9 protein-coding genes and 1 tRNA gene are annotated in these 12,287 nt (G+C 45.8%); 4 read left to right on the forward strand and 6 right to left on the reverse strand.

From position 1 onward, the window contains the following. Positions 1–77 (reverse strand) — tRNA-Met (locus tag IKW96_RS13235). A 470-nt stretch (positions 78–547) separates the two neighbouring features. Between IKW96_RS13235 and IKW96_RS13240 the strand changes: the two genes are divergently transcribed. The 4 genes from IKW96_RS13240 (at position 548) to IKW96_RS13255 (ending at position 5,869) form a co-directional block, all read left to right on the forward strand. After that, a complete protein-coding gene (locus tag IKW96_RS13240) occupies positions 548–775 on the forward strand; it encodes a hypothetical protein (protein ID WP_296575799.1) in 228 nt (75 codons plus the stop codon). Between the two features lie 139 nt (positions 776–914). Then, positions 915–2,231 carry a hypothetical protein gene (locus IKW96_RS13245; protein ID WP_296575800.1) on the forward strand — a complete coding sequence of 439 codons (1,317 nt, stop codon included), beginning with the start codon at positions 915–917 and terminating at the stop codon, positions 2,229–2,231. 16 nt (positions 2,232–2,247) lie between these two features. Beyond that, positions 2,248–2,649 (forward strand): hypothetical protein, encoded by a 402-nt coding sequence (locus IKW96_RS13250; RefSeq protein WP_296575801.1) that lies wholly within the window; start codon positions 2,248–2,250, stop codon positions 2,647–2,649. A 244-nt stretch (positions 2,650–2,893) separates the two neighbouring features. Beyond that, a complete protein-coding gene (locus IKW96_RS13255; RefSeq protein ID WP_296575803.1) occupies positions 2,894–5,869 on the forward strand; it encodes a glycoside hydrolase family 11 protein in 2,976 nt (991 codons plus the stop codon). Between the two features lie 143 nt (positions 5,870–6,012). On the opposite strand, the gene IKW96_RS13260 is transcribed toward IKW96_RS13255, so the two are convergent. From IKW96_RS13260 to IKW96_RS13280, 5 genes are all read right to left on the reverse strand, one after another. Continuing rightward, complete coding sequence (locus IKW96_RS13260; protein ID WP_296575805.1) at positions 6,013–7,944, reverse strand: hypothetical protein; 1,932 nt, start codon at positions 7,942–7,944, stop codon at positions 6,013–6,015. A 13-nt stretch (positions 7,945–7,957) separates the two neighbouring features. After that, the gene (locus IKW96_RS13265) at positions 7,958–8,524 is read right to left on the reverse strand and encodes a sigma-70 family RNA polymerase sigma factor (RefSeq protein WP_296575807.1); all 567 of its coding nucleotides are present in this window, start codon (positions 8,522–8,524) and stop codon (positions 7,958–7,960) included. A gap of 193 nt (positions 8,525–8,717) precedes the next feature. Beyond that, positions 8,718–9,335 (reverse strand): pseudouridine synthase, encoded by a 618-nt coding sequence (locus IKW96_RS13270; protein WP_296575809.1) that lies wholly within the window; start codon positions 9,333–9,335, stop codon positions 8,718–8,720. A gap of 176 nt (positions 9,336–9,511) precedes the next feature. Next, positions 9,512–11,521 carry a dockerin type I repeat-containing protein gene (locus IKW96_RS13275; RefSeq protein ID WP_296575813.1) on the reverse strand — a complete coding sequence of 670 codons (2,010 nt, stop codon included), beginning with the start codon at positions 11,519–11,521 and terminating at the stop codon, positions 9,512–9,514. After that, entirely contained in the window at positions 11,508–12,062 is a 555-nt protein-coding gene (locus tag IKW96_RS13280) for an RNA polymerase sigma factor (RefSeq protein WP_296575815.1), read from the reverse strand. The genes IKW96_RS13275 and IKW96_RS13280 overlap by 14 nt, the downstream gene beginning before the upstream one ends. Between the last annotated feature and the right edge of the window lie 225 nt (positions 12,063–12,287).

Below are 12,287 nucleotides of genomic sequence, written 5' to 3' on the forward strand. Positions count from 1 at the left end.
TGGTTGCGGCGGCTGGATTTGAACCAACGACCTTCGGGTTATGAGCCCGACGAGCTACCTAGCTGCTCCACACCGCGATATATAGTGCAGTTTCATCTGCGACTATATTATTATACCACAGGAGGGGAGTGATGTCAACACCGGGATAGATATTTTTTTGTTTTAACTAATGCTGTGCGGCCAAAAAGCGGATATTTTGTAAAAAGTGCAGGTTTTGAGGAAACAAAACATTCTTTTGCGGCATATGGAGTGAATGGAAAAGTTTTATAAAAAGTTCATATTTACCGGAAGGCGCGAAAACAAAGCTTTTTTCGGTGCTTTTGCTTTAAATTCGGCTTTTCAGCGGATTTCCCGTCTTGACATCGGCGGTTTTATGTGGTATCTTTAAATTAGAGACATATATCTGGATAAAAAGGAGATTTGCGGCTGCTGAGAGTATTTTTACAGGAATCGTTGGCGGTGTGCTGTGCATAGAGCGATGCTGATCATGGAAAGCTCTTGCAGGCAGATTACAGTTCCGGCTGCAAATGAAAGGAAGAAGTTTTTAATGACTGAAAATGAAATAATCGACAGAGAAACTTACAGAAAGATCAAGAAAATGAATCGCGATGAGCTCACGAAATTCATACTTCGATACGGCGCGGAGCTGACAGGCAGTGAAGAGCGTGTCATCGACCTTTCAGCGCTTCAGAGTGAGCTTGGAAATATTAAGGGTATAGGCGAAAAAAGGCTTGAGGAGATCATGTCAGTGATCGAGAAGTTCCTGAACGTGTAACCATATCCTGAAAGAGCGAAAGCGGTCTGTTTGTTTTCCGACAAATGGCCGCTTTATTTTTATAAAAATTTGCTAGGGGAGCATTAATGTTTAGTGAGAGCTTAAAAACGTTTGAAATACATAAAAAGGTGTGAAACCAATGGAAATTGCAAAGAGATCGGACTGGAAAAGCTCTGATATGCCCGAAAAAAACGAAACATTTATACTGAACAGAGCCTTTGACGAAAAGCAGCTCAAAGTCCTGCGCCGCGGCAATATTCCTCAGGAAATGGAGGACAAGTGGTTCTGGTACATGGAAGGAAACAAGCTCTATGCACACAGGAGCTGGACGGGATATTGTATATATATCATCGAATTTTCGGCAGATAACGCTCATAAGGTCACGGTGAACCGCGATCCTGAGCAGTACAAATGCACAAGCACCGACGAGGATATAAAAAAGCTGAACACACTGCTTGATTGGTGGTGTGAGGAGAAATACGACTACTATCACGAATGGCTGTCCGAGACCATGGCGCCTTTAATAAACAGCCAAAATACGGACATGATGCTGAAAAGCGGTCTGAATTTTGTGATGACCGGGGATAAGCAGTATCAGGAAAGGTTACGCAGTGAAGTTTCGGCTAAGAGCCTTAAAAACGGGGGCAGCGTATTCCTTGATGACAAGCCTGTTCCTATTGACGACTTTCGGAGGGATATCTTCTATGTTAACCTGCGTGAAAAGGGCTTTTTTCAGAAAAGGCGCAGGTTCAGAAGCCTTATCGACGTAAATTCCAAGCTTGTAAAAGCTCTTGATATACAGCCGAAAGTGTTCGATATGCGTTTGCAGCAATTATGGCACTGGTCGTATCTGTGCTCCTGTGCCATAGGCATATCGGAAGGGAAGAGGTACCTGATATTTCCGTGGATAAACAGCACGGAATGCTCGATACAGTCATACATGTTCATGAAGCTGTACGAATATACGGTAAAAAACGGTATCGCAGTGCTCATTCCCACAGACAGCGTGAGAAAGCTGGAAATGAATAAGATGGAGGGCTTTGTATACAATATTCTTAACGGAGTGAGCAGCACGGAGACATCTTTCGGAAATACAGAGGAAGATAATGCTATGTTCTGCAAAATATTTGTGGACTCTTCGCTGGAGTTCAGCAGTTTTTTCGGAAAGATCAGCAAATACGCGGGAGCTTCAGATGAAGATCCGATATTGCACAGTCTTTCCACGGAATGGTGCGACATGGACGTAAGGCGGAATGATTATTATGACGAAAAGGAATACTCCCGTGACAAAACGGATTTTGTCTATTGGAGATACTATATTGAAGTATACAGCAGCGGGAAAGCTGAAAAGGACGTATATACTGAAAAACTCAGGGAGCTTATCTCATTTCTGAAGACGTTCTGCGGCGGAGCTGTTCCTGCCTGCGATTTTGAGGACGAGCTGAACGACCGATAGCGAAAGGAAGTGGATTATGCTGATAAAGCTTCTTAACATTGAAAAACGCGGCAGTATCACCGTCGCCGAGTGTGAGACCGGTATAGGTGTTTTCAGGGGAATATGGCGGAGCAGACAGATAAAGCCCGTGCCCGGCAGTACGTACCGTGCGGAGCTTACATTAGCGGACATATCCTGCGATGAAGTGACAAAGCACAGCTCCGGGGAGGAACCATTCGTTTATCTGCAGGGTGACGGAGTCCGCTTTACAGCCATTTGTGAGGAATACGACGGCGAGGTGTATTTCCTGCGCTTTGCGGAGGACTGGCTGCAGATGCTGTATATCGAGGAAGATGAGCAGCATTTCGCCGCGGACGATGTGCTGAGCTTTAAACTGAGCTGCGAACAGGTGGAAGTTTACCCCTACAGTCTGCCGTGACATTTCGCACAGCATTTGTATCGGAAAATGTTTGAAGCTTGCCATTTCTTGCTTTTGTTTGAACATTTATTGCTTTTTGTTTTGATTTTACTTTACAAATCTGTACAAAAGATGTATAGTATAAGTGAAAAATATAGGTTATCATGGGGACTTTGTCACATTTTAACTAAGAAGGAGGTATGTATTTAATTCATTTATTTATAGGCATAGGCAAAACCCAAGTAAAATAAGGAGTTGATATCTTATGAATTTAAAAACACTGAAAAGAGCGATCAGCGGTACAGTGTCCGCATTGATGCTTGCAACGGGAATCCCCTCCGTTTCTGTTGTAGACGCAGCCGATCAGCAGAATAGAGGCAATGTCGGCGGCTACGACTACGAAATGTGGAATCAGAACGGACAGGGTCAGGCATCAATGAATCCGAGTGCAGGCTCGTTTACCTGTTCCTGGAGCAACATTGAGAACTTCCTCGCTCGTATGGGAAAAAATTACGACAGCAAAAAACAGAACTATAAACAGATAGGCAGCAATATAGTTCTCGAGTACGACGTAGAGTACACACCAAGAGGAAACTCCTATATGTGTGTATACGGCTGGACGAGAAATCCTCTTATGGAGTACTACATCGTTGAAGGCTGGGGAGACTGGCGTCCACCCGGAGACGGTGCAGAGAGAAAGGGCAGCGTAACACTTAACGGCAATACATATGACATAGCAAAGACAATGCGCTACAATCAGCCTTCTCTCGACGGTACGGCTACATTCCCGCAGTACTGGAGCATTCGTCAGACAAGCGGTTCAAGAAACAACACTCAGAATAATATGAGCGGAACAATTGACGTTTCCAAGCATTTCGACGCATGGTCGAAGGCTGGTCTCGATATGTCGGGTACTCTCTATGAGGTATCTCTCAACATTGAGGGCTACAGATCAAACGGCTCGGCTAATGTAAAGAAAGTAAGAGTTTACGAGAATTACGACGAAAAGAAAGACAACGATACCACAACAACTGAGATAGAAGACACTACAACAAAGGCAGGGCAGGACGCAGACGGATACTGGTATCACAGCACATTCGAGAGCTCATCGGACGGCTGGTCAGGCAGAGGCGCTGCTACTGTTGAGACAAGCAGTACAGCCAAGTTTGCAGGCAGCAAGTCGCTGTATGTAAGCGGCAGAACAAACAGCTGGAACGGTGCGAGCCTCGAGCTCGGCAGCGCTTTCAAGGCAGGAGAGACATACAGCTTCTCCACAAATGCCTGCTATACAAGCGGTTCTTCCGATACTCAGGAGTTCAAGCTTTCACTCCAGTATTCAGACGGCTCAACAACGAAGTATGATCAGGTAGCTATCGCTTCCGCTCCTAAGGGCGAGTGGGTACAGCTTGCAAATACAAGCTACACTATCCCCGAGGGTGCAACTGATCTTCAGCTCTATGTTGAAACGACAGACGAGAACGAGTATGTTGATTTCTATATAGACGAGGCTATCGGTGCTCCTAAGGGCACAGCAGTTGACGGCGCAGGTCAGCCCAAGGTACGTCAGGTACTCCTCGGCGACCTCAATTTCGATGAAAAGATAGACTCGCTTGATATGATAACCGCAAGAAAGGGACTTCTTGCAGGCGGCTTTGACGATTCAAAGACTCAGAAGGCAGCCGACGTAGATCAGAACAAGAAGTTTGAAACAGCAGACCTTGTTCTTATCCAGGAATATATCCTCAAGAAGATAACAGAATTCCCTGTAAACAAGCCTGAGGTAGATCTCTCAGAACTCGCTTCAAAGTTCGGCTCGGTAAGCCTTGCTGAATCATGGAAGAAGGACAACGAGAACAATCCTCTTACCACACAGCGTTTCGGCGCAGACCCAGGCTGGATGGTATATGACGGCAGACTCTATATCTACACCACAAACGACGCATTTGAGTATAACGGCAATACAATACAGGAGAACTCATACGACGTTGGTACTATCAACTGTATCTCATCTGCCGACCTCGTTAACTGGACAGACCACGGTGCTATCCCTGTAGCAGGCAGAAACGGCAGAACCCAGAATGGTGCAGCCAAGTGGGCATCATGCTCATGGGCACCTGACGCAGCATGGAAGATGATCAACGGCAAGCCCAAGTTCTTCCTCTACTTCGCTAACAGCGGCGGCGGTATCGGCGTTCTTACAGCTGACAGCCCGACAGGTCCATGGTCGGATCCTCTCGGTCACGCACTCCTTACAGGTCAGTCACCTAACTGCTCTGACGTTGTATGGATGTTCGACCCGGGCGTATACTATGACGAGGAAACAGACGAGGCTTACCTCTTCTTCGGCGGCGGCGTTGACAACAGAGACGTATCCAACCCGAAGACAGGACGCTGTGTAAAGCTCGGCTCAGATATGATATCACTGGACGGCAGCCCGCAGACAATGCAGACTCCATACCTCTTCGAGGACTCCAGTCTTATCAAGATCGGTGATACATGGTATTACTCATACTGTGCTAACTGGAACGTACCTAACGGTACAAACATCAACGGCGTAGGCTTCGGCAACGCTGACATCCTCTACATGACATCAAAGAATCCTCTCGGACCGTGGACATCGAGCCAGCTGAAGGGTAACGTATTCAAGAATACAGGTACACAGGGTATCGACAACGGCGGTAACAACCACCACTCGATCATCTTCTTCAAGGACAAGTACTATGTAGCATACCACTCACGTCAGCAGGAAATGCGTATGAACGGCGGCAAGGACAGAAACTACCGTTCAACTCAGCTCAACGAGTGTACATATAATCCGTCAAACGGCACACTCAGTGCAAAGGGTGATATGACAGGCGTTAAGCAGATCGAGAACCTCGATCCTACACAGACAGTACGCGCATCTACAATGGCTAACGAGTCAAAGGGCATAAGCGTATCAGGCGTAGGCAATACTACAGTAGAGTTCAAGAAGGGCGAGTGGGCTAAGGTAAGTCAGGTAGACTTCTCCAAGGTTTCAAGCGGAACTCTCAAGGCAAAGGCTTCTTCAAAGAACGGCGCTATCATCAAGGTAGTTGCAGGTTCAAGAACAAGCGGCACTGCTATCAGCTACATTGAAGTACCTGCAGGCGGCTCTATGACAGAGATCGACACAGTACTTGCTGATTATCCGAGCGGTGCATCAGACATCTACTTCATCGCAAACGGTGATGTAAGCTTCGACAGCTGGACAATGTCATAATGATTCTTTTCGGTATTGGTCTGTACGGCGTATCTGCACAACTCGCCGTACAGGTTGATATAATTCCAAAAACTGAATTGTAAGGGACAAATCAGAAAAAGGGAAAGCCGTGCTATTAGGCAGCACGGCTTTTTCTTTTGTTTTTACATATATTTGAATGTAGATATCTTCCATTTCCCGTCATCAAGTTCAAGGAATATGAGCATATATGAGTCTGTCGGATCATCAACCTTAGCACGTACAGTCATTGTTGTTTCAGTTGAATTCATTACCTCGACATCTCCTGTAAAATTAAGGCCTCCGAATCTTGAAATGCGGCTGTAGAGCTTTCCGTTTTCCACATTTTCGATATAAACTGGGAATCCGTCCGAATCAGAATGAGCTGTAATTGCGTTTATCAAGTCTTCTCTGTACGAGCCGACTGTTCGTTCGCTGATAAAGCTCTTAATATCGTCAAGAGTTGAAAAACGCGGATCATCGACTTTGTAGTAAGCGATATTGTTAGGATTTGTCATTCCGCAGTATTTATATATCGTGTCGTTATCGAGGTGGTCGATTTCATCTGTTATAACTGTTCCGTTCATGACCTTCATTACATCATTCAGCATATTCGGAGCTTCTTTTGCAATGCCCGGGGCGTCGCTGTCTGCGGCTGTAGGCTGTTCGTCATCTGGATAACCGAAGTCGCTTATCTTCCAGCATTTATCCTCATATACAGCTGTGAACTTAACCTTTTCCGTACCCCCCGGTATTGAGTTTAGTGCGATAATTGTATATGTTCCGTCTTCATTGCTTATAACCTCAGGATTTCCTGATAAGTTATAGCGGTTTCCCCTTGCATAATCACGGCAGTAGAGCTTTCCGTCAAATTCCTTGAACATTGGTGCTTCAAAGGCTTCATCGTCATAGATAAAGGCGTATGACTTGCTGAGCGCAGGTTCCGTAACAGCTGACGTAACTTCGTTTTTCATCATATCCATGTCTAAAATGCCTGACATGATGACTCTGTAATATACAGCTGTTCCCTTGCCGTCGGAGGGCGAAGAAAGATCCAGATACTTAATATCTCCACGGTCGGTTCTTAATTTGATGTCTCCTGCAAGCATTCTGTCAGCATTTTCAAATGACATCAGCAGATCCATAGCGTCTTCCTTATCAAACTTATCCGGATCCTGCTCTGCTCTGAGTTGAGACGAAGCAACATCAGTTCTGAAGCTGTCAAGCTTCCATTTTCCTCCCTCAAGAACAGCATGGCCATAACACGGTGTATCGGGCATAACGACGGTATCATAATAATCTGTGGTCAAAGATATATCAAAGCTGGTTCCGTCATAGTTTTCAACTTCAATTGCTGCTTTGCCTATAACATTGCGTTCTTCATCAGCAGGTTCAGTGTAATCATGTTCCTTCCTGAAATAGAGCTTTCCGTCTATCTCTCTGAACGCAGGCTCACGACCGGTGTAGTCAAAGAAAGCTGCGCTGAAGTCATCGAGAACTATTCCCGAGAACGTATCTGTCAGGTAATGGTTCAGCTCGTCGGCAGTGCTCCATTTGCTCGCGACCCTTGTGTATACAACCGGCGAGCCGTCATTGCCTTCCACTGTCTGCGTATCATCATTGTCAAGCTCTATGCTCATAGGTAAACCTTCCATAAGTTCACTTGCATCATAAAAGCTTCCAATAAGCTTGCCTGCGATTATCTTAGTATCTTCCGCAGGAGATGTGGAGCCCACCGTAGAAACAGTATCAGAGTCGCTGAACGGTGTCTTTATTGCATTTCTGTTCTTGTTCAGCGTGAAAACTGTTCCGCCTATGCCGCAGACCAGCAGCATGCAGGCAGCAACAGAAGCGACAGCGTGCCACTTTGGTCTGTGATAGCGCTCAACACCGCTTACCTCGTATCCGTCATTGTTTATATTTATATTACTTTCTCTGTTCATTTTGTCCAGCTTTTTCTTGCTCATAGCCAGCAACCTCTCTTTTTCTTCTTTTGTGAGCACAGGGACCTCTGAAAGAAGCTCCAGTGTTTTGTCGTCTGCATTTTCAAGCATATCAAATTCACGATTCTCTTTCATATTCCGCATCTCCTTATAATGTGATACCGGCAGAAGCCAGTGTGGTTTTCAGCTTATCGAGAGCTCTTGCTGCCCTCATTCTCACAGCAGAGGCTTTCATGGAAAGCTGCTCCGCTATCTCCGAAGAAGAACGGTCATAGTAGTATTTCTGAAGGATAATGGTAGAGTCAGGCTCGCCCAGCTCGTTTATCTTGCTGATAAGTATACTGCGTGTCTCAGCCATATCGGAGTCATGCTCGATATCATCGTCAGAGCCGATATTGAAAAGCTTCTCCTCAGCCTCCTCAGAGAAATGACCGCTTCTTGCGGCAAGACTGTGAAAGGCATTGATAGCGCGGCGTTTGGCAACAGTCCCCACGTAGCCCTTCATATCACCTGCGAAGCTGCTTGCGGTGTCGTAGCCGAAGAAAATATCCGCGAAGATATCGCTGACGCATTCTTCGATGTCTTCCCTTGAAGCAGCGCTTCTGAGTTTATTATAGACAATAGCGTACACATAGTCGCAATAGCATTCAAAAAGCGCGTCATAAGCCCTGTCTTTGGACTTTTTATACAGAGCGCAGTATTCTTTACCTGTCATGTTTATCCTCCTGAATCGTTGAAAGTTTTCCATGGAAATTGTGCTTTCATAAATAACATTCAAGACTGAGAACGAAAGTGTCACAAACTTTCAGAAAAAATTTTTTGCGTTTGATAACTGGCTGACGTTTGCGTAACTGCCCACGTCGGCAGCCTTCAGGGCAGTTCATACTAATTAATTGTAAGCAAAGTTATTACTCCCTCGTCTGAGGCGGTATCCCACCTATAAGGAGCTCATATTCCTCAGCTGTCAGAGGTCGGAAGTCTCCCTCCTTCATGTCATTATCGAGAGAAAGTCCGCCTATGCTTTCCCTGCGGAGGTAGAATATCCTGCACCCCACAGCTTCCAGCATTCTTTTAACCTCATGCTTTTTTCCCTCATGAACAGTCAGAGTGGCGGCAAAAGCCGCTCCGTCGGGATTTTTCATGTATTTTTCACGGCGTTCAGGGGGCATGAAGTCCGCAAGCTCGCGGATACGGTAATTTCTTATCAGGGTAAAAACCGCCTTTTTTGCGGTCATTCCCGCCATTTCAATGCCGTTTTCGAGCTTTTTCACCTTTTCTTCGTCCAAAGAGCCGATAGCGTAGAAGAAATAGGTCTTGCTGATATGCTTTGAGGGCTGCATTATCCTGAAATCCAGGTCGCCGTCGTCGGTGAGAATGAGGAGTCCGCAGGTATCCATATCAAGCCTGCCCACAGGGTGGAGCTTCGCGGCAAGGTCGGCAGGGAAGTAGTCCATAACTGTTTTATGGACTGCGTCAGAGCGCGCAGTTACGCAGCCCTGCGGTTTATTGAACATAAAGTACAGCATTTTTGTCTCCCGGAGTTTTTATAATTTTTGTCATAGGAACATTATATCAGTCCCCAGTGGAAAAGTCAAACAGGGCAACAAAAAAAGCGTAAAGAAATTCGTTTCCTTACGCCTTTTTCGCATTTAAAATATCAGTTAGGGGTAAATTTTATTATATGAAATGAGCTGCGTGTAACTCATTCAGTATAATTCTGCTTGTGATTGAGCAGACGGTTCTGGATCGCCAGTACGTCTGTAAGAGTGATACCGTTGTTCTTTCCGTCGATATCTCCGTTGAGCCTTCCGCGGTCTGTAAGCTGGAACTTGTTTGGATTGGAGAGATACTGCATTATGAGTACGGCGTCAGCCATATCAACAGTTCCGTCACAGTTAACGTCGCCGTCAAGAGCGTAAGGATCAATATTTGAGGTGTTCTGCGAGTCAGTCTTATCCGGAGGCGTATCATTGATATCCTCGTCATTGGTGAGCAGCACATACATCTGCGTAAAGAAGATATCGTAGATATCGCCGCTCGTTCCGTTCTGATTGAAGTCACAGCTGCTGTTGATGTTCTTCCACACATCAGCAGGTATTTTAAGGCTGCTGTTATTTGTATTTGCAGCGACTTCAAAAATGTAATCGCTTGCAACAGCGTAGTCCTTGTGGTCCACTGCTCCGTCCATATTAATGTCGGGAGCTGCCTGTTTTCCCGAGGCTACGTTTTCGCAGTAGGTCTTGAAGCCGTTCTCGAAAACTTCATTATCAAAGTGGAAATAGCTGTCCTCTTCGGGGATAACTCCTATTTCGACAGCACGGTAGTAGAGGCTGTCGCCGATGGAGTATTCCTTTGCATATCTGACTATGCTCTCGTAGAAATCATTTTCAAAGAACTCGGGCATAAGTGTCATATGGGAAGCAAAATAGTCTTCCAGTCCTGTTAAGAAGCAAGAAACTTCATCTGTATACTCGTATTTAACGAAAGGTCTTGCAAGGTACACAGCGTCGCAGTTCTTTTTGATATTATCGGGAAGAACGATCGCATTCGGACGGGGAGCTGTTGTATATCCGCCCTCAACGGGAACGATATAGTTATCGAGGTAATTGTCGCCGTTGATCTTGAGATAGGTGAAGTCCTCGATATCCACATTTCCGTTCTTGTTCACATCGAGATCGATAATATCCTTGTCCACCATATCCTCTATGATATAGTGGTCGATCATGAGTTTGTGTGCAAAGCTGCTGACCGTATATGCAAATGATGATTCGCTGCTGTTTCCCGACTGGAGGGCGCTGTCCGGATCGCCATAGGCAGCGGGTGAAACATCGCTGTACGTCACCCTGTTGTTGATAAGACAGAAGCATACGAGGATATCAGCATCCTCAGAGCTTATCTTACCGTCCTGGTTGTAGTCGGCATTTTCAGCTATGAGCTGAACAGTCTCCTGTGGGATATTCAATTCGTTACCGGGAGCATCGTTTCCGCTGCCCGAGCAGTATTGATACAGCAGGCGGCAGTCCTCAAGGTCAGACTTACCGTTACTGTCAAGGTCGGTAAGCATACTGAGCTTTCTGATATTCTCGATACCGTTTTTCTGATTCGGGTATCTGTCATCGCTGACATAGTATTCGGTATTGACGTTTGAGATAACGTTTGAGACCGAAGCAGTGAGTGCAGAGAGGAATACAGGTATCCTCTGCATATCTACTCTCACTTCATGGATGGGAACATCGGGCTGAACTTCTGCTGCAGTTGTAGCGACTACAGGTACAGCCGCGATGGGTGAAGACGTGACGGCGCTGTTTTTCACTGTATTATCGGTTAATTTCTTGTCAGTAGTGACAGTGCAGAAAGCCGCGGTAGTAACCGAGCTTGTCACTAAAGTATCTGCCCGTTTACGGGTCGTTTCCGTAACAGTTCCCGACAACGCCGTTGTTGTCCTCGTCGTCTTGTTTGTGTCATAAGCTGTTGTTGTGCTCATCTGATCCTGATCCGGAGTGGTTTCCGCAGGCGCAACGTTATTGATCTCAGGCGGAATTACTGCGTTATTGTATCGGTACATACCCTTACCGATCACTGCCGCAGTACAGCAAGCAAACGCGGCGGCAGCAGCACTGTACTTCACGATCATTGCTTTTCGCTTGTCCTTTGCTATCTGCTCATCGCGCCGTCTGAGCACGGCTTGAGTGACCTTATCATAGTCCCGCATACGTAATTCCCTCCTTTTCAAGTTCAGTTTTCAGAGCTTTTTTGGCTTGATATAAAAGATTTGTGATCTGTTTGTTACTCTTCTTCATTATCACCGCCGTTTCAGCATTTGAAAAGCCTTCGAGATATATCAGGTGTATCACCTGACGATATTCGTCTTTCAGATTTGAAATAGCCCTGTGAATGATAGCTTTTCTCTCTTCTTTGATATAAGCTTCTTCCACATCAATATCAGAGTTAAGCTCCGTACAATCGTCAAAGGACACAGATTTACAGCCCTTGCGCTTCCTGAGACTGTCTATCGCAAGATTCCTTGCAATGGCGTACAGCCAGGTCTTGAAGGAGCTTTTCCCCGTATATCGCGGCTTTTTGTAAGCCAGTCGGAAAAAGGTCTCTTCCATCAGCTCTTCTGCTTCAGAAAGATTATTGGTGAAGCTGTTCAGAAATGCGATGAGCCCGTCCATGTACTCGCGGACCAGCTCTCCCATAGCGGCATCATCACCGGCAAGATAACGGCTGTAGCTACTTGCACCATTATCCATTGACAGGCTCCTTTCCGAAAATTTTGCCTTTCACTATATTAGACGTAAATTTTTTCCGATTATCTTAGTAATTTCAGGAATTTTTTCAAAAAAATTTTTTGAGCTGCGATTTTTGCCGAAATATCGCAGAAAAATATTTCCGATAATGGCAGCAGAATTTTCTGTTTTATTTGCGGACGGGGCTGCTGCCGGTACAGATACCGTATCTGGTCCGTATATCGGGCG

The sequence above is a fragment of the Ruminococcus sp. genome (genome assembly GCF_017549005.1).
In the GTDB taxonomy this organism is placed as follows: Bacteria; Bacillota; Clostridia; order Oscillospirales; family Ruminococcaceae; genus Ruminococcus.